Source organism: Pseudomonas sp. KBS0710 (genome assembly GCF_005938045.2).
Lineage (GTDB): Bacteria > Pseudomonadota > Gammaproteobacteria > Pseudomonadales > Pseudomonadaceae > Aquipseudomonas.
In genome coordinates this window covers 1,427,127-1,443,382 of sequence record NZ_VCCF02000001.1, presented here as the reverse complement: position 1 = coordinate 1,443,382, position 16,256 = coordinate 1,427,127, and the positions used below count along the sequence as shown (strand labels likewise).

The following is a 16,256-nucleotide window of genomic DNA, read 5'->3' as shown; positions in this document are numbered from 1 at the left end:
AGGCATTGAGACCAGGCGCCAGTTTACTTGGCGAACGCGTACTCGCCGCCCTGCTCCACCGCCTTGCGGTACGCAGGTCGCGCCTGGAAGCGTTGCACCCAGGCCGCCAGGTTTGGATAGGCTGGCAACTTGCCTTGGGCTTTGGCGATTTCGCCGATAAAGCTCATCTGGATGTCCGCGCCGCTCAGTTCATCACCCAGCAGATAAGGCGTGTCCGCCAGGACGCTGTTCAAATAGCCCAGGTAATTGGCCACTTCCGATTCGATACGCGGGTGCAAGGGCGCACCCGCCTCGCCCAAACGACCAACGTAGAGGTTGAGCATCAACGGCAGCATCGCCGAGCCTTCGGCAAAGTGCAGCCATTGCACGTATTTGTCGTAGATGGCGGTGGCAGGATCAGGTTGCAGGCGGCCTTGGCCGTGGCGGCGGATCAGGTAGTCGATGATGGCGGCGGACTCGATCAATACCAGGCTGCCATCTTCGATGACCGGGGATTTGCCCAGCGGGTTGATCGCCTTGAGTTCCGGGGGCGCCAGGTTGGTTTTCGGGTCGCGCTGGTAGCGCTTGATCTCGTAGGGCAGGCCGAGTTCCTCAAGCAACCAGAGGATGCGCTGTGAGCGCGAGTTGTTCAGGTGGTGGACGGTGATCATGGGCAGCTCCGCAAAACAAGGTTGGGTGTGTGGGCATGAGACTACGCCGGCCCAGTGGAGTGCCCTTGCAGGACCCGCCGTCCGTAGCGCTGGTTGTGCTTGTGGGCTTCAAGCATCCATTTGCGATAGGTAAGCCCCGGAACGAATGCCTGGGTGTATCGGCGGTACCTATTGTTCAACTGCCAGTGCTTCAGCTCAGCCGGAACCGCGCGGTGTTATCACTCAATGCCCGGCTGCCCTTGCTCAAGGTGTCCGCCGCCTGATTCACCGCCCGTGCGCCGTCCAGCAAGCGCCCTGCCGCCTGGTCGACCTGCTGGATGTTACCGCTGACCTCATCGGCCGTTGCGGCCTGTTCTTCCACCGCTGCCGCGATCTGCGCCAGGGTGTCGGTGACGTGTTGCACCGCACCGGCAATTTCGCCCAGGCGGGTGCCAAGGCCCGTCACGGATTCGGCATCGGTCAGTGCCTGGTCGCACGCCGCGCCCATCAGGCTGACCGCTTGGCTGACGGTGGCGCGCAGGCTGTCTACGGTGCCGGCGATTTGCGCGGTGGACGCCTGGGTGCGTTGCGACAGGCTGCGCACTTCATCAGCCACCACGGCGAAACCACGCCCCTGCTCGCCCGCGCGCGCAGCCTCGATGGCGGCATTGAGCGCCAGCAGGTTGGTCTGTTCGGCAATGCCGCGAATAGTGTCGACCACCGATTGGATCTGCTGGCCCTGCTGGCTGACCTGCTCCAGTGCGTTGGCGGTGTCGGTCAGGCGCTGGTTAAGTTGCTGGATACTTGCCGTGGTGCGCTGGCTGTCGCGGCTGCTGTCTTCGGCAATCCGGCGAGTGTGCTGCGCACTGCCCGACGCCTGCTCGCAGCTCTTGGCCACGCCCATGGAGGTGGCGGCCAGTTGGGTCGCGGCGGCCGCAATCTGGCTGATTTGGTGTTGTTGGTCTTCAACCTCAGTGAGGGTGCTGCCCGACTGCCTATTGAGGGTCAGCACGGCTGAACCGAGTTGCTGGGTCTCGTGGTTGACGCCCAGCAGGCTGGTGCGCAATTGCATCACGGCGACATTGAGCGCGGTGCTGATTGCCGCCAGCTCATCGCGGCCTTCTACCGCTACCTCGACGCACAGGTTGCCGTCGCGCAGGGACTCGGCCAGTGTGGTGATGCCACTGGCGCTGCGCCGGATCGAGGCTTGCAGGCAGATAAACAAGTACAGCGCGGCCAGCGCCAACAGGCTGAACGTCGCCGCTACCGGAATAAAGTGCTGGAGCGAGCGTTCGCGGTAGTAACTCAGGCGCGCATCCAGTGAGTTCAGCGACTGGCTGCGCAACGCCCCCAACGCGCCCAGCATGCTGTCGACGCTGCTGTCGAAGGCGGCGCTATCCAATTTGATGGTGCCGCCAAACACGCCGTCGTCCAAGGTTTTAAGTTGGTTATCCAGCAGCAGCAGGCTGCTGTCATATTGCGCCGTCCATGGCTCGATCCCGGGATATTGCTTGGCTTTTAGCGAAGCGGCGGCCTTGGCCAATTGGTCGCGTGCATCGCCGATACGGCCGCGCAGGTCGCGCATCTGCAAGCGGCTTTGCAAGGTGAACTGCCCCGAGGCGATGGACGACTGGCCGACGCTGGCCGTGCGACCGATGCGCTCGATTAGGTCCGGGGTGTGCTGGGTGGACATCTGCATCAGCAGGTAGGTTTCCAGCCACGGGTCGAGGATCAGGCCTGTGTCCAGCGTGATTTGCTCGCGCAGGGTTTGCAGCGCCGTCAACGCGGCGGTGAAACGGTCGTAGCCGTCCGGCCACCAGCCCACGGTGCGCAGGGACTGGGTGTCCATGCCCCTGACCGCCACCTGCAACGCCTCGAAACGCGCAAGCGTGTCAGCGCTGGCGTTCTGGTTTTTGAGCGCCTCACCCAGGGCTTGCAGGCTTTGCATAATCAACGGGTTACCCGCATCCACCTGGTCCATCGCGGCTTGGGCAGCGGGTGTCGGCGTGTGCAGGATGTCCAGGGCTTTCCAGCGCGCGGCCAGGTTGCGTTGCGCGGTCAATTGGCCATCGAGCGTGTCCAGGGCCAACAGTTGGTGCACGCCGGACTGCTCGCTGGAAATCACGGTTAATTTATCGCGATAGTCCGAACCAATCATCCAGAGGCTCCCCGCCAGGGGCAGCATGAACAGGAAAAACAGCACCTGGAACTTGCGCGCAAAACCGAAACGGCCGAGCAAATGGATACCGGGTGATAGAAGAGTGTGCATGGCCGACCGCTCCGGAAAACAAGCTGGAAATGACTAGAAGCAAAATGCCATGTCATTGATTGAGAAGGCCCAAGCAAGATACGGGCCGTTACGGGCGTACTGGAGATAGGCGCCCTGGCGATGAACCGGCGATGGCGCGCGCACAAAAATGGGGCAAAAACACTCACTGGCGAGCACACACTTGTCACCGTGCGCCTCCCGGCTAAAAAAGTTCAACACCCGCCTAAAGCATGATGGCACTTTGCCGATATCGCTTCTAAGATCACGCTTTCCATTGCCTTACCCAAGTCGTTAACTTCAAAATAATCAAAGGGATATTGATATGCCTCTTCCTCTCATCCTCGGTGCAGCCGCCCTGGTCAGCGCCGCCTATGGCGCCAAGAAAGGCTATGACGGTTACCAGAAACATTCCGAAGCCGACGAGATCGTCAATAGCGCCAAACAGCGCTATGACGTCAAAAAGCGCGCTTTTGACGCGCAAGAAACCGCCACCACCTCGGCATTGAGCGTACTGGGCGAAAAAGAGCTGCAAATCGGTAAAAGCTTTAATGAGTTCAAAACCCTGGCCGATTCGCTCTTGCAGCAGTTGAACGCCGGTCGCCAGAACAAGCTGGAAATCAACATTCCCAAGCACAAGCTGCAAACCATCTCCAACTACAGCTACACCGCCATCGGCGTGCTGGGCTCTGCTGCCGGCGCCGGTGCTGCCGGGGCGGCTGCGGGTTTCGCGGTGTACGGCGGGGTGATGGCGCTGGGCGCAGCGTCCACCGGCACGGCGATCTCGTCGCTGGCGGGTGTTGCAGCCACCAACGCGACCTTGGCGGCCATTGGCGGCGGCTCGCTGGCGACCGGCGGCCTGGGCATGGCGGGCGGTACCGCCATTCTCGGCGCCGCAGTGGCCGGGCCGGTGCTGGCCATTGCCGGATGGGCTTATGACAGCCACGGTGAAGAGGCACTCAAAAACGCACGCAAGGCCAGCCGCGAAGTCGATCAAGCCATCGAAAAACTGCTCAAGGCAATCGATCACCTCGATGCTACCGAAACCTATGTTCACAGCATCTGGACCACGCTGATCGGGCTTTTCGAACAGTTCAACCAGTACTTCGAAAGCCTCAAGAGCATCAACAGCGTCATCGAGGATGCGAAAAGCCGCAACGCCGACGGGCAGGCTGAGTTAAAGCGCTTTGGCGAGTCCATCGTGCTGACCATCCAGAACGGCTTCGCCTTGGCGTCCATCCTGGTCAACGTGATCACCACGCCGATTTTTAAAGTCAAAAAGGTCGACGGCAAGGCCGTGCTGAACGAGCAAGGTGTGCCAGAGATGGAGACGGACGCCCACGGCTCCATGATGTTGAACAGCACCCAGCTGGACGAGGTACTGAGCAACGCCGACGCCCAAGCGCAAAACTTCAAGAAGGCTTGATGCGTTCAAGGGGAGCCCAGAGCGCTCCCCTTTCATCACTCCCCCTCGTTTGTCATGGATGCCATCATGCACGCCGCCGCGCAGGATTTCCCTTGGGCCGAAGAGCTCGAGAACACCGTTGTCACCAGTCTGGTTACCAGCTTTGGCCTGGACTTTCTTCTTTTCAAGGACAAGCGCGGGGGTGAAGTCGACACCGTGCACAATGTTCGCGCAGGTATTTGGGCCACAGAGGCCGAACAGCAGCGGTACGAGAAGGAAAAAAAAGACTATGACTCGACGCTTTATCACTCAGACCCAAACTACAAAGCGACCGGCCTGAAAGACAAACTCAGTCAGCAGGCAGGTACGTTGCACGACCCCTACCGTAATGTCGTCATGGGCAAGGGCGAATCGAGAAACCTTGACCATGTCATTAGCGCCAATGAGATCCATGGCGACGCAGGGCGCATCCTCGCCGGGCTGGACGGTGTGACACTGGCCAACCAAAGCAGCAACCTGCAATCGACCCAGGAAACGGTCAACAAGTCGAAGAAACAGTCATCCATCAATGACTACCTGAACCATTTACCCAACCTCATCACCGGCCATGAAAAAGACCTGGCCAGAGACCGCAAACGCCTTGAAACCTTGCCGCGCGGTACGCCTGAGCAACAACACAAGGCACGCGAACTCGCAGATAAAATCCGCAAGAGCGAAGACAAGATCCGCGAGCTCAAAGCCATCGACCCTGATGCAATGCGTAAACGCGACAAAGCCGCCCGCGCGCCTTACGACCAACAAATCAACTACACCTATTACACCAGCAGCAAATTCCTGCACCAGACGGCCACCGCTTCCGGCGTAGCCGGGTTGAACATGGGCACCCGCCAAATGCTCGGGCTGGTGATGGCGGAGGTCTGGTTTGAACTGCGCGATCAACTGCCCAGCCTGCTCGACAAGATCAAGCACAACTTCAGTTTCGAAAGTTTTATCGACAGCATCAGCCGCACGCTCCAAGGGATCTGGCAACGGGTGCAAGCACGCTTCAATGAGTTTCTGATTGCCTTCAAGGACGGCGTATTCGCGGGCATTCTGGGCAGCCTCACAACGACGCTGTTCAATATCCTGGCAACCACGCAGTTGATGGCGATCAAGATCATTCGCGAGGTCTGGGGCCAGCTGGTCAAAGCCATCAAACTGCTGATTTTCAACCCCGACCAACTGGCGTTTGTGGACCTGTGCAAAGCGGTGATTTCATTGATGTCGCTGGGCTCCGCCACCGTGGTGGGCTCGCTGGCGTATGCCCAGTTGCTGCCACTGTGCAACTTCCCGTTCGGCAGTGAACTGGCGGCCTTTGCCAGTGCGCTGGTCACAGGCGTGGTGACCCTGGGGCTCAACTATTTCATGCTGCACAGCAGCGTGGCGAAAAAGCTCTGGGCGTTTATCGAGTCGGTCATGCCGCACGCCGGCCTGGTGCGGGACTTCCAGGCGATCAACCTTGAGCTCGACCGTTACCTGGCCGAGCTTAGCCAGCTGGAGTTCAACCTGGATGCCGATGAACTGGCGCAATTCGCCGAAGAACTGATGGCCTGCAACAACGAGCTGCAACGCAACGTCGTACTCGGCCACGAGCTGGCCAGGCGCAATGTTGATGTGCCCTTTGAAATGGGGAATGCCGACAGTACGCGCCAATGGCTGGCATCGTTGATCTGAGCATGCAGGCCTTTCCCTGTACCCAATGCGGCCTGTGTTGCCGCAATGTGCACCTGGCGCCCGAAACCCGCTATCTGGATCGCGGTGACGGCGCCTGCACGCACTACAGCGAGGCGGGCAAGGGTTGCTCGATCTACGCCGAGCGGCCCGACATCTGCCGGGTCGACCGCCAATATGAGCTCAATTATGCCGCCCTGCATACCTGGGATGAATTCGTGGCGCTGAACCTTCAAGTTTGTCGGCTATTGGAAGAGCAGGCGCAGCCCGTTCGATGGGTCGCCGACGCGACACCTGCGAAGAAACGTTTTTTGTCTGAGCGATAGATCAAAATGGCAGCCGAATGGGCAAAGGCCGCCGCCATCCCATCGCGCAAATAAACAACCTGCTGACGGCTCTGCGCAAAGCCTTCTGAACCCGGCTGCGAGCGTGTCACCCACACGCTCGCACCCGCCCTCAGTCATACAACCAAGGCTTCAACTCCTTAAGGTTGGCGACCACGATTTGCTGCGCTTCCGGCTTGGGGTTGAGGTTCTTTGGGTCAATCTGAAAGCGATGCAGCACATACTTCACCAGGGCCTGACGGCTGTGAATCTCGAGCTTTCCATCGACCATGCCGAAATCGGTCTGGATGATGTCCTTCTGCGCCGGGCTCAGGCGCTCGTCGGGCTTGATGATCACCGCGATGGTGTTGTTCCAGTCGTCGTCGGCTGCAATGCCGTTGTCCGATTCGTGGTCATGCAGTTCCGGTACCCCACGCAAGCGGCTCAAGACAAAATCGCGGTAGCTGCGGTTCTTCTCGCAGTACGCCCGGACATGCCAACGCATGCCGGTGTAGATCAGCGTGTGTGGGGCAATTGTGCGCCCCTCAGGCTCCGGGGCGTTGAGTGATACGTAGTCGATATCCAACCGCAAGCGCTCGCGACACGCCTTGAGCAAGGGCCGCAGGATTTCGGGCTTGATCGAACGGTCCGGCACCTGCAACACCTTGGTGTGCGCATACGCCAGGGCCAGGCCTTCGACGTGAGGCATACGCGTGTGGGTCTGGTTCAGCAGGTGCAGGTACGCAGACGCACTGTCTTCGATGAACAGCGGGGCAAAGTGTTTGCTGGGTACGTAGCCCTTGATCTGCTTGTCATATGTAAGATTTTTAGGCGCATGTTCATTGATGTAGGTGTTGATGTCCTTTGACGCCTGTTGCCGGCTGATCCCGAAGCTCTGGATCAAGTGCCCCGTGGTCAGGCGGCCTTCCCACCAGGCAACGGTCTCGATCAAACGATAGCGAAGTGCCAGATCCCAGCGCACCTGCTGGAGCTTTTGTTCACGTTTCATGGCCTCTCCATCTGCATGAATTGTTTACCTGTATAAGTCTACATTCTATACGTGTCGCAATTCACTACATATCCTTGCCGAGTGTTAGACACCCACGCAATGAGCAAAAGGACAGTGAAATGACAACGTCGGACGTTGTAGCGACAGGCGCCCTGCTGGTGATGACGGCAGTCGCAGTGTTGATGCTGGTTCAGTACCTGAAGCTTCAGGATATCTGGCAGATGATCCTCGACTGCAAGACAGCCACCCGCTGGGCAAAGATCTGGGAAATGGAAAACAAGGAACTGCGCTCGGCCCTGCGCGCCGAGAAAGAACAGGTCGACCAATTGCAAAGAAAAGTGCAGCTGATTCAGCCGCCAACGCCGGTGGATTCAAACACCACCCCGTGCCCTTGAGGCCGACCCGCAGAACCTAAACGACCCGCATGTACTGGCTGAAATTATTAATGTGATCGTCCAGGTTATCCTCAAGCATCATCCGGTACTGATCACAGAAATACTTCAGCATCGCCTCCCGGGCCTCGGCCATTTCGGCGCCGGACTTGAAGTTGCGGGCGCTGGCCCAGGCATTGAAACGCGTGGTGCCGAACATCATCGAGGCACTGACCTCACCGAGGTTTTCACAGATCTTGAGCTGCTCGTTGGACAGTTCGATATGCGCGTCTGCGCGGTCGTAGAAGGCTTGGTCGGTGGTCTCGGCCATGACGGGGTTCCTGGGTCAGCAAAAGAAGGCGGCTATTGGAGCATATTCGAGGGCAGCAAAGCAGGCGCCTCCCACTGGGAGGCGCCTGGTGCGTCACGCCAACGCCAGCACCAACCGCTCAAGCCCGATACCGAAGCCCGCGCCTTCACGGTAAGCCCCACCGCCCACCACTTGCTGTTGCGCACCCAATGTCGGGCAGCGCACCTCGAAGCCGTTGCCCTCAAGGTAGTAACTCAGCCCACGCTTCACGGCCAGGTTCAGCTCATAGTCGAGCCCCAGCGTGTCCAGAAACCCAGTACACAGAGCCTGGCTGCGTTGCAACGCCAATTCGGGGTCAGGGCCGAGAATCTCCAGCCCCAGTTGAGTGAACTCGCGATAACGTCCGGCTTGCGGGCGCTCATAGCGATAACACCGCGCCACGTAGAAAAACATCGCCGCCGCGCGCCCCTCGAGCAAGTCCGCGTTGCGCTCCTGGAACAGCGCCGTAGCTTCCGGGATCAGGCAACACTTGCGGCCCGCCTTGTCATCGAAGGCCCACATCTGCCCGATAATTTCACTGCCGCCGGTTTTTTCGATAAACGTGTCCTGGCCCCATAGGGCGGGCACGATGACTTCCTCAGCGCCCGCTTCGATGAAGGTAGCTCCGGAAACGGCCTTCTACTTCACGCATCGTTGCGGCTTCTTTACCGGTGACCATTCGGGTTCCACGTAGCATTGTCATGGGTTGAATCTCCAGTGTTTGCAGACAATAAAAAAGGCGCCATAGGCGCCTTGGGTGGGGTTCATTGAGTGATCAGTGGGTCTGGTCAATCAGTGAGCGCAAGCAACCACGGCACCTGAAGGAAGGTCCGTGATGATGATGGCGGTTGCTTTGCGAAAATTGAGTCATGGGCAGATCCTTGCATACCTGTAGGAAAAGTTACAAGTCACTTCACGCCAGCAGCTCGGTAATCCAGCGCGCCTGCTGGGCAATTTCTTGCAGTTTTTGCTCCGGCACCGCCTGGCGGGCCTGCTCAAAACTGGCCAGGGTCTTGTGCTTCTGGCGCAGCATCCGCTGCCATTTGGCCAGGAATTCCGGGCTGCGGGCTTGCATTTGCAACGGGCCGAAGTACAGCTGCTCATCGGTGTAGGCCACGGCGCCTGTGCGCTCGGCCACGATGATCTCGTAGTAAAAGCGGTTTTCCCGCAACAGCTCTTCGCCAAGGATGCGATAGCCGTTATCCATCAGCCATTGGCGCAAGGGTTGCTCGCCGCCGTTGGGTTGCAGGATCAGGCGTTCCTGGCCGCTGAGGTGCAGCTTGCCGTTGTCGAGAATGTCGCGAATCGTCTCGCCGCCCATGCCACAGACGCTGACCGCGGTGATCCCATCGCCAGGTTCAATCGCCGCCAGGCCATCGGCCAGGCGCACGCTGACGTGCTGCTCCAGGCCGTTGTCGCGCACGGTACGTTGGGCTGCGTAAAAGGGCGTGGTTGCCACTTCCCCCGCCACTGCCGCCGTGATCACGCCACGGCGCATCAAGGCCACCGGCAGGTAGCCGTGGTCCGAGCCGATATCAGCCAGGCGTGCGCCGACAGGTACGTTGGCGGCCACGCGCTCCAGGCGCATGGACAATGTGTGTTCGTTCAACGGTGGTTCCTTGTCATTCCCCGGAAAAGCGGTCCCGGCTGTTGGTCAGGTGCAGCACCATGGCGGCTCGCGCCGCGTCCGGGTCCTGGCGCTTGATGGCATTGAAGATCGCCTCATGCTCAAGGTTCGCCAACTGCCCCAGCTTGGCGAAGTCGGCACCGCCGCGCTCAGCACCCTTGACCTGGGTGCGCGGGATCATCGCGCTACCCAGGTGCAGCATGATTTCGGTAAAAAAAGTATTGCCGGTGGCCTCGGCGATCAGTTGGTGAAAGCGCTTGTCCTCCTCCACACAGCTGTCGTTGTTGGCCAGCGAGGCCTGGTAATCGTCCAGCGCCTGGCGCATGTGGGCGAGCTGTTCGTCGCTCCTGCGCAGCGCGGCCAACGCCACGGCTTGCACCTCCAGGCCCAGGCGCAGCTCGAGCATGTTACGCACGCTGGCGACCGTGTCCACATGCAAGCGCAAACCTTGCTGGGCGTGTTGCGCCAGCACAAAGGTGCCGATGCCGTGACGCGTCTCCACCAGCCCCGACGCCTGCAGCTTGGAAATGGCCTCACGCACCACCGTGCGACTCACGCCATGCTCCAGCACGATGCTGGACTCGGACGGCAATTTCTCACCGGGCTTGAGCTGGCCCAGCAGGATGCGCTGGGTCAGCGCCTCGACCACGCCTTGGGCGAGGTTATTGGAACGTTTACGCACAAGGGTTCCACTTTCAATGGGCATCGCTACGGGTCCACGGGGTTGGCTGAGGGGAGCTTAACACCCTGCCCCGAGCAGGCGCTGGCTTGATTAATCAAGAGACACACTTGTATGACAACCAATCTTGACGACGCAGGAATCGCAGGGCTTTGCGGCCAGTGCGTTGAGGTGAAGCGTGCGGAAACCACATCGGCAAACCCCATGAAAACCCAACAAATGCTGGGCAAATAACCAAAACAGTCAATCAAGCAGCAGCCTTATAAGTACAAAAACAGTAACAGGTACGTTGCGAATTCAAGAAATGCACTTGTATGATGTCTGGTAACAAAACACGCAAACCCGCATAAAAATAAATCAGGGGGAGTTTTGAATTGTGAACAATTCAAACCATGCATCTGCCGCTCCAAAAAGTGATTCGGTCCTCACGCGCGCCGTGAGCAAAGTGAAGGGCCACGTGCTCCCACTCTTCGTGATCATGTTCATCCTCAACTACATCGACCGGGTCAATATCGGCTTCGTGCGCACGCACATGGAGCATGACCTGGGTATCGGCGCGGCTGCCTACGGCTTGGGCGCCGGGCTGTTTTTCATCGGCTATGCGCTGTTTGAAGTGCCCTCCAATATGCTGCTGCAAAAGGTCGGTGCGCGCATCTGGCTGACCCGCATCATGTTCACCTGGGGCATCGTCGCCACGCTGATGGCGTTCATCCAAAACGAAACCCAGTTCTACATCCTGCGCTTTCTGCTGGGCGTGGCCGAGGCGGGTTTTTTCCCTGGGGTGATCTACTACTTCACCCGCTGGCTGCCCGGCGTGGAACGCGGTAAAGCCATCGCGATCTTCCTCAGTGGCTCGGCGGTTGCGTCGCTGATCTCCGGCCCGCTGTCCGGGGTGCTGTTGCAAATCGAAGGGTTCGGGTTCCACGGCTGGCAATGGATGTTTGCCATCGAGGGGCTGGCTTCTGTGGCACTGGGCTTTTTTGTGTGGTTCTGGCTCGACTCCAAACCCCACGACGCCCAATGGCTGACCCGCGAAGAACAGGACGCGCTGGTGGGCGCCATCGACCAGGAACAGCGCGAGCGTGAAGCGCTGACCACGGTCAAACCGACTATTGGCAAGCTGCTCAAGGACCGCCAGATCCTGCTGTTCTGCGCCCTGTACTTCTGCATCCAGCTGACGATCTACGCCGCAACCTTCTGGCTGCCGAGCATCATCAAGAAGATGGGCGATTTGAGCGACGTGCAGGTCGGCTTCTTCAATTCGATCCCGTGGCTGATCTCGATCATCGCCATGTACGCGTTCGCCGCGCTGTCGGGCAAGTTCAAGTTCCAGCAAGCCTGGGTCGCCGCCGCGCTGTTGATTGCCGCCGCCGGCATGTTCATGTCCACCACGGGTGGGCCGATCTTCGCCTTTGTCGCGATCTGCTTCGCGGCCATCGGGTTCAAGTCCGCCTCCTCGCTGTTCTGGCCGATCCCACAGGGTTACCTGGATGTGCGCATCGCCGCTGCGGTGATCGCGCTGATCAATTCCATCGGCAACCTGGGCGGATTCGTGGCCCCCACCACCTTCGGTTTTCTGGAACAGACCACCGGCTCGATCCAGGGCGGCCTGTATGGCCTGGCCGGCACCTCAGTGCTGGCGGCCATCCTGGTGTTTTTTGCCAAGACTTCGCCTTCTACCGTACTGGCGCCGCCGAGCGTCGCGCCAACGGCTACCGCTATCAGCAAACCTCTTTGAGCTTATAAGGACCTTGCCATGACCACGCCAGTCGTCACCCATTTCCAAGTCATTCCCGTCGCCGGCCACGACAGCATGCTGCTGAACCTGAGCGGCGCCCATGGGCCGTTTTTTACCCGCAATATCGTCATCCTCAAGGACAGCTCGGGCCACACCGGTGTCGGTGAAGTGCCCGGCGGCGAACGTATCCGCGAAACCCTGGAAGACGCCCGCAGCCTGGTGATCGGCCAACCCATCAGCCAGTACCAGCGCATCCTCAACCAGATGCGCACCACCTTTGCATCAAGGGACGCCGCCGGCCGTGGCCTGCAAACCTTTGACCTGCGCATCACCATCCACGCCGTCACCGCCATGGAAGCCGCCCTGCTCGACCTGCTGGGTCAGTTCCTCGAAGTGCCCATCGCCGCCCTGCTGGGCGAAGGCCAACAGCGTGACGCGGTAAAAATGCTCGGCTACCTGTTTTATGTCGGTGATCGCACCGCCACCGACCTGGCCTACCGCAACGAGGCCGACGCCGATGACGAGTGGTTCCGCCTGCGCCATGAAACAGCCCTGACCAGCGAGGCCGTGGTACGCCTGGCCGAAGCCGCCAAAGCCAAATACGGCTTCAACGACTTCAAGCTCAAGGGCGGCGTCTTGAGTGGCGATGAAGAAATCGAAGCCGTCACCGCACTGGCCGAACGCTTTCCGGATGCCCGTATCACCCTCGACCCCAATGGCGCGTGGTCACTCAAAGAAGCCATCCGCCTGTGCCGCGATCAACACCACGTGCTGGCCTACGCCGAAGACCCCTGCGGTGCAGAAAACGGCTACTCGGGCCGCGAAGTCATGGCCGAATTCCGCCGTGCCACCGGGCTTAAAACCGCGACCAACATGATCGCCACCGACTGGCGTGAAATGGGCCACGCGATCCAGCTGCAATCGGTGGATATTCCCCTGGCCGACCCGCACTTCTGGACGATGCAAGGCTCGGTGCGCGTGGCGCAGATGTGCAATGAGTGGGGCCTGACCTGGGGCTCGCACTCCAACAACCACTTTGATATTTCCCTGGCCATGTTCACCCAGGTGGCCGCCGCCGCACCGGGCGACATCACTGCGATAGACACCCACTGGATCTGGCAGGACGGCCAGCGCCTGACCAAGGAGCCGCTGAAAATCGAGGGTGGCTACGTGAAGGTGCCCAGCAAACCAGGCCTGGGCGTGGAGATCGACATGGACGCCGTGGCCAAGGCCCATGAGCTGTACAAAGGCATGGGCCTTGGGGCGCGGGACGACAGCGTGGCGATGCAGTTTTTGATACCGGGCTGGGCCTTCAACAACAAACGGCCTTGCCTCGTGCGCTGAGGTCTTCGTTTGCGGCAGCCAGGGCCAGCTTCACCAGCTCCTTGCGCTGCATCGCACGCGCCAGCACTGCCCGTGTACCTTGCCAATTGAGCGACAGCAGCAGGCTCAGCTTCTGCTGGCTGAGCGAACGCTCGGCCAACCAGTAGCTCTTGCGCTCGCGGATGCTGATGGCGTTCAACAGCCAGTCCTCACCTTGCGCCGCCAGCCAGTGCTCAATGGCTGCGTGGTGCCGTTCAAGCAACCCTTGCGCATCCCACACCGTCATTTGCGCGATGATCTGCGGCAGGTTGCGCGTGGCCGTCATGTGCTTCATATCAGCCGCCAGGGCGACCTCAAGGTCGGCTTCGATCGCAGCCTGGCATTCGCTGAAATAACGCTGCGGCCAATCCGCCGCCAGCCCCGCCCGCCGCGCCAACACCTCGTAGGCCCAGATATCCAGGGATGCGGTCATTTTGCCGGTGAAGTTAAGGGTATTGTCCAGAATCGCCGTGGCCAATAAGGCCGCGCTGTGTCGGCTGATCTGCGGCAGCAGGCCGGACTTTTCCCAGCGCTGGAAAACCAGCGTTGCTGCGGCACCGATTGGCCGGATATCAGCCTGCGCACCCAGCTTTTGCGCCCAGTGGATTTCAAAGCCTGGATGATGGTCAATCACTTCGCACACCTGGTCGAGTGCCACGACCGGGTCAAAATGATGGTAGTCGGAGACATCCACCAACACGAACTCATCACCGGCGCCGGGCCGGTAATCGTCCAGCGAGGCATGCCAGCCCAGCACACTGGCGCAAATGCTGAAATTGAGCGGCGCACTGCTCACCGCCCGCGCTTGAATACCCTGATGATTCAGCAGTTCAGCATAGGCTATGCAGCACGCGTAAGCGTCTATATCCAGATAAGCAGAGCCTGAGGTCACGACCCTCATGATTAAATCTCCTTGAAGTACACCTAAGGCGCAGTCCGGTGCCTTGTGTTTTTCGGCTAGGGGACGTTCGCATCAGCGTGTGACAAGACCATGACTTCAAGGGGAAAGATACTGTCAAAACCGACAGTTGCTGATTATTGTCGGTTGTGCCGTGGCAATTTTTTGTTTGCGCCCGCTGCGACAGGCTGCACAGTCAGCTCAACGCCTAACGCCAGCATCAGTTTTTTGATCGTTTCAAAACGTGTCTTGGAGCCGCCCTTGAGGGTTTTATACAGGCTCTCGCGATTGACGCCCGCCGCCTCGGCCACCTTGTTTACACCCTGGGCCTTGGCGACCTCGGCCAGTGCCTTCATGAGGATGTGTGGGTCTTGGGACTTCATGCTTTGCGCCAGATAAGCGCTGATGATTTCGGGGCTGTCGAGAAAGCGCGAAGCTTCGTAGACGCTGGTGCCGGATGTATCAAGATCGAGGATCGGCATGTCCTCGGGTTTGAATGTCGAATTGCTCATTTCACCTACCTCTCAGGGCATCGAGAATCTCTTTTGCCCGTTTTATGCCTCTTTTTTGGTCGGTTTTATCACTGCCCCACAGCATCAGGTAAGCCGTGATGCCCGTGCGTACAAAGTAAATTCTGTAGCCAGGCCCGACGAATACACGCATTTCACTCAGGCCGTCACCGGCCGGCTCGCAATCGCCAAAATTGTTTTCTTCGGCGCGGTCCAGGCGCGTCAGCACCGCCGTTTTGCCCCAAAGGTCCTTCATACCGTCGAGACATGTATCAAACTCCGGCGTCCTGCCGATCGAATTGGTCAAAGTCTCACCTGTAGCCTACTGGCTACTCCATGCTGATGCCAGTTAATTTTTTATTCCGGCGCCAACCGGAATAAAAAACCCTAGCTCAGCCCCCGTATCAACAGGCGTTCGAGACTATTAGCGCGTGTTACCTGCGCGTTTAAAGGGCCTGATCAAACAACGGCGTCACGTCGTAATGCTGTTTGAGCATCTGCGCATCCACCAGGAAATCCGCCGTGGCCTGGGCCTCACTGACAATGGTCGGGGAGATCGGCAGTACCTTGATCGCATCACGCTTGAACCACACCTTGGCAATCTCCGGTGCGGATTGATTGGCCTTCGACCACGCCTCGGCATACTCGTCCACGTGGGTGCTGCTCCACACCCGGGCACGGGTGAGGCGCGCGATAAAATCCTTGATAATCGCGCTTTTCTGCGCCAGCGCCGGCTCATACGCAACGATGTAGGTTGGCGCACTCATCAGGCCCTTGGCATTGCGGATCAGGGTGCTGCCCTCTTTCTCCTGCAACGACACGTAGGGTTCCCAGGTGCCGAAGGCATCGATGTCGCCCTGGCTAAGCGCCAGGCTGGCCTCGGCCGGCAGCAGGTATTTGAAGGTCACGCTGTTGCGTGGCACACCGGCTTCATCCAGGGCCTTGTAGGCCAGTTGCTGGCTCCACGAGCCGTTCCAGATCGCCACCGTTTTGCCTTTGAGCTCGGCCACCGAATGGATGCCTTTGCGCGCCACGATGCCCACGCCATCAAGGCTGGTCTGGGTGCTGGCGACCACTTTGACCGGCGCGCCATTGGCGGCGAGGCTGATCACCGGCGTGTCGCCGACAATGCCCACGTCCAGCGCGCCACTGGCAACCGCCGAGGCCACCGGGGAGCCGGTATTGAAGCGTTTGAAGTCAATTTTATACGGCAAGTCTTGCAGCTCGCCGGACAGCTCCAGGACGATGCGATTGGAGAAGAACTGGTCACCCACCGTGAGGGTCTGCGGCGCTGCCGCCCACACCGATGAGCCGTGCAGCGTCAGTGAGGCCAGGCCCAGCATGGCAAGCAGGTTACGACGATTGATCATAGGAGGAATCC

Annotated in this window: 17 protein-coding genes; 6 read left to right on the top strand and 11 right to left on the bottom strand. The window is 59.6% G+C overall.

From position 1 onward, the window contains the following. Nucleotides 1–23 precede the first annotated feature (23 nt). Together FFI16_RS06770 and FFI16_RS30850 are read right to left on the bottom strand one after the other, a co-directional pair. Nucleotides 24–650, bottom strand: a complete 627-nt coding sequence (locus tag FFI16_RS06770; protein ID WP_138814633.1) for a glutathione S-transferase family protein — start codon at nucleotides 648–650, stop codon at nucleotides 24–26. A gap of 190 nt (nucleotides 651–840) precedes the next feature. Beyond that, on the bottom strand, nucleotides 841–1,533 hold the full coding sequence (locus FFI16_RS30850) for a methyl-accepting chemotaxis protein (protein WP_371923618.1): 693 nt from the start codon (nucleotides 1,531–1,533) through the stop codon (nucleotides 841–843). A gap of 1,687 nt (nucleotides 1,534–3,220) precedes the next feature. Between FFI16_RS30850 and FFI16_RS06760 the strand changes: the two genes are divergently transcribed. The 3 genes from FFI16_RS06760 to FFI16_RS06750 all read left to right on the top strand — a co-directional run bounded on the left by FFI16_RS06760 (nucleotide 3,221) and on the right by FFI16_RS06750 (nucleotide 6,336). Beyond that, nucleotides 3,221–4,321, top strand: a complete 1,101-nt coding sequence (locus FFI16_RS06760) for a chemotaxis protein (RefSeq protein WP_138814631.1) — start codon at nucleotides 3,221–3,223, stop codon at nucleotides 4,319–4,321. A gap of 66 nt (nucleotides 4,322–4,387) precedes the next feature. Then, nucleotides 4,388–6,013 carry a DNA repair protein gene (locus tag FFI16_RS06755; protein WP_218571871.1) on the top strand — a complete coding sequence of 542 codons (1,626 nt, stop codon included), beginning with the start codon at nucleotides 4,388–4,390 and terminating at the stop codon, nucleotides 6,011–6,013. Then, nucleotides 5,992–6,336: a YkgJ family cysteine cluster protein gene (locus tag FFI16_RS06750; RefSeq protein ID WP_256666234.1), complete on the top strand. Its 345-nt coding sequence runs from the start codon at nucleotides 5,992–5,994 to the stop codon at nucleotides 6,334–6,336. Before FFI16_RS06755 ends, FFI16_RS06750 begins: the two co-directional genes overlap by 22 nt. Before the next feature lie 130 nt (nucleotides 6,337–6,466). Here FFI16_RS06750 and FFI16_RS06745 read toward each other — a convergent pair whose 3' ends face one another. After that, a complete protein-coding gene (locus FFI16_RS06745; protein WP_138814629.1) occupies nucleotides 6,467–7,342 on the bottom strand; it encodes a YafY family protein in 876 nt (291 codons plus the stop codon). Between the two features lie 119 nt (nucleotides 7,343–7,461). Here FFI16_RS06745 and FFI16_RS06740 point away from each other — a divergent pair, with 119 nt between their 5' ends. Next, entirely contained in the window at nucleotides 7,462–7,737 is a 276-nt protein-coding gene (locus FFI16_RS06740) for a hypothetical protein (RefSeq protein WP_138814628.1), read from the top strand. A gap of 16 nt (nucleotides 7,738–7,753) precedes the next feature. Here FFI16_RS06740 and FFI16_RS06735 read toward each other — a convergent pair whose 3' ends face one another. From FFI16_RS06735 to FFI16_RS06720, 4 genes are all read right to left on the bottom strand, one after another. Continuing rightward, a complete protein-coding gene (locus tag FFI16_RS06735; RefSeq protein WP_138814627.1) occupies nucleotides 7,754–8,044 on the bottom strand; it encodes a DUF3144 domain-containing protein in 291 nt (96 codons plus the stop codon). A 93-nt stretch (nucleotides 8,045–8,137) separates the two neighbouring features. Beyond that, nucleotides 8,138–8,677 carry an ATP phosphoribosyltransferase regulatory subunit gene (locus tag FFI16_RS06730; protein WP_138814626.1) on the bottom strand — a complete coding sequence of 180 codons (540 nt, stop codon included), beginning with the start codon at nucleotides 8,675–8,677 and terminating at the stop codon, nucleotides 8,138–8,140. A gap of 298 nt (nucleotides 8,678–8,975) precedes the next feature. After that, on the bottom strand, nucleotides 8,976–9,671 hold the full coding sequence (locus FFI16_RS06725) for a tRNA (adenine(22)-N(1))-methyltransferase TrmK (protein WP_138814625.1): 696 nt from the start codon (nucleotides 9,669–9,671) through the stop codon (nucleotides 8,976–8,978). A 13-nt stretch (nucleotides 9,672–9,684) separates the two neighbouring features. Further along, nucleotides 9,685–10,395, bottom strand: coding sequence for a FadR/GntR family transcriptional regulator (locus FFI16_RS06720; protein ID WP_138814624.1), 711 nt, complete (start codon nucleotides 10,393–10,395; stop codon nucleotides 9,685–9,687). Between the two features lie 349 nt (nucleotides 10,396–10,744). Between FFI16_RS06720 and FFI16_RS06715 the strand changes: the two genes are divergently transcribed. After that, a complete protein-coding gene (locus FFI16_RS06715) occupies nucleotides 10,745–12,106 on the top strand; it encodes an MFS transporter (protein ID WP_138814623.1) in 1,362 nt (453 codons plus the stop codon). Between the two features lie 18 nt (nucleotides 12,107–12,124). After that, the gene (gene gudD / locus FFI16_RS06710) at nucleotides 12,125–13,450 is read left to right on the top strand and encodes a glucarate dehydratase (RefSeq protein WP_138814622.1); all 1,326 of its coding nucleotides are present in this window, start codon (nucleotides 12,125–12,127) and stop codon (nucleotides 13,448–13,450) included. Here gudD and FFI16_RS06705 read toward each other — a convergent pair. The 4 genes from FFI16_RS06705 to FFI16_RS06690 form a co-directional block, all read right to left on the bottom strand. After that, nucleotides 13,419–14,369, bottom strand: a complete 951-nt coding sequence (locus FFI16_RS06705; protein ID WP_138814621.1) for a DHH family phosphoesterase — start codon at nucleotides 14,367–14,369, stop codon at nucleotides 13,419–13,421. The genes gudD and FFI16_RS06705 overlap by 32 nt on opposite strands. 134 nt (nucleotides 14,370–14,503) lie before the next feature. After that, nucleotides 14,504–14,878 carry an addiction module antidote protein gene (locus FFI16_RS06700; protein ID WP_138814620.1) on the bottom strand — a complete coding sequence of 125 codons (375 nt, stop codon included), beginning with the start codon at nucleotides 14,876–14,878 and terminating at the stop codon, nucleotides 14,504–14,506. Nucleotide 14,879: 1 nt separating this feature from the next. After that, nucleotides 14,880–15,182: a type II toxin-antitoxin system RelE/ParE family toxin gene (locus tag FFI16_RS06695; RefSeq protein WP_138814619.1), complete on the bottom strand. Its 303-nt coding sequence runs from the start codon at nucleotides 15,180–15,182 to the stop codon at nucleotides 14,880–14,882. 139 nt (nucleotides 15,183–15,321) lie between these two features. Further along, nucleotides 15,322–16,245, bottom strand: a complete 924-nt coding sequence (locus FFI16_RS06690; protein ID WP_138814618.1) for an ABC transporter substrate-binding protein — start codon at nucleotides 16,243–16,245, stop codon at nucleotides 15,322–15,324. Nucleotides 16,246–16,256: the final 11 nt, after the last annotated feature.

Bases quoted from the DNA above. Each gene is read 5' to 3' on its own strand.
- FFI16_RS06770 (WP_138814633.1), bottom strand. From the start codon at position 650: ATGATCACCGTCCACCACCTGAACAACTCGCGCTCACAGCGCATCCTC.
- FFI16_RS30850 (WP_371923618.1), bottom strand. From the start codon at position 1,533: ATGGGCGTGGCCAAGAGCTGCGAGCAGGCGTCGGGCAGTGCGCAGCAC.
- FFI16_RS06760 (WP_138814631.1), top strand. From the start codon at position 3,221: ATGCCTCTTCCTCTCATCCTCGGTGCAGCCGCCCTGGTCAGCGCCGCC.
- FFI16_RS06755 (WP_218571871.1), top strand. From the start codon at position 4,388: ATGCACGCCGCCGCGCAGGATTTCCCTTGGGCCGAAGAGCTCGAGAAC.
- FFI16_RS06750 (WP_256666234.1), top strand. From the start codon at position 5,992: ATGGCTGGCATCGTTGATCTGAGCATGCAGGCCTTTCCCTGTACCCAA.
- FFI16_RS06745 (WP_138814629.1), bottom strand. From the start codon at position 7,342: ATGAAACGTGAACAAAAGCTCCAGCAGGTGCGCTGGGATCTGGCACTT.
- FFI16_RS06740 (WP_138814628.1), top strand. From the start codon at position 7,462: ATGACAACGTCGGACGTTGTAGCGACAGGCGCCCTGCTGGTGATGACG.
- FFI16_RS06735 (WP_138814627.1), bottom strand. From the start codon at position 8,044: ATGGCCGAGACCACCGACCAAGCCTTCTACGACCGCGCAGACGCGCAT.
- FFI16_RS06720 (WP_138814624.1), bottom strand. From the start codon at position 10,395: ATGCCCATTGAAAGTGGAACCCTTGTGCGTAAACGTTCCAATAACCTC.
- gudD (WP_138814622.1), top strand. From the start codon at position 12,125: ATGACCACGCCAGTCGTCACCCATTTCCAAGTCATTCCCGTCGCCGGC.
- FFI16_RS06705 (WP_138814621.1), bottom strand. From the start codon at position 14,369: ATGAGGGTCGTGACCTCAGGCTCTGCTTATCTGGATATAGACGCTTAC.
- FFI16_RS06700 (WP_138814620.1), bottom strand. From the start codon at position 14,878: ATGAGCAATTCGACATTCAAACCCGAGGACATGCCGATCCTCGATCTT.
- FFI16_RS06690 (WP_138814618.1), bottom strand. From the start codon at position 16,245: ATGATCAATCGTCGTAACCTGCTTGCCATGCTGGGCCTGGCCTCACTG.